Here is a 230-nt window from a genome sequence, read left to right as displayed (position 1 = left end):
CGCCAGCAGGCAAAGTCCAGATGGTGTGCAAATGCTCGGGTAGCACAACAATCGCATTGATTTCGAAAGGATGGCGGTTACGCGTATAGCGGAATGCTTCGCGTAATAGTTCGATATGTTCCGTGAGCAGGCTGGATTTACGCTCAGCGAGATTCACGGTGAAAAAGAAGCTGCCGCCCGCAACAAAGTTTCGTCGATAGTTTGCCATGGGCGGTATCGTAGCAGAGGTT

At 51.3% G+C, this 230-nt stretch carries 1 protein-coding gene; it reads right to left on the bottom strand.

The genetic code is table 11. The annotated features are described in order from the left end of the window. Positions 1–208, bottom strand: a 208-nt coding sequence (locus EJE49_RS07520) for a transposase (RefSeq protein WP_133313958.1), incomplete at its 3' end; no start/stop codon positions are given. Positions 209–230: the final 22 nt, after the last annotated feature.

Origin of the sequence: Sulfuriferula thiophila (assembly GCF_003864975.1) — a bacterium.
Classification (GTDB): domain Bacteria; phylum Pseudomonadota; class Gammaproteobacteria; order Burkholderiales; family Sulfuriferulaceae; genus Sulfuriferula; species Sulfuriferula thiophila.
The sequence above is the reverse complement of the archived record's forward strand: the minus strand, read 5'-3'. Positions and strand labels throughout refer to the sequence as shown.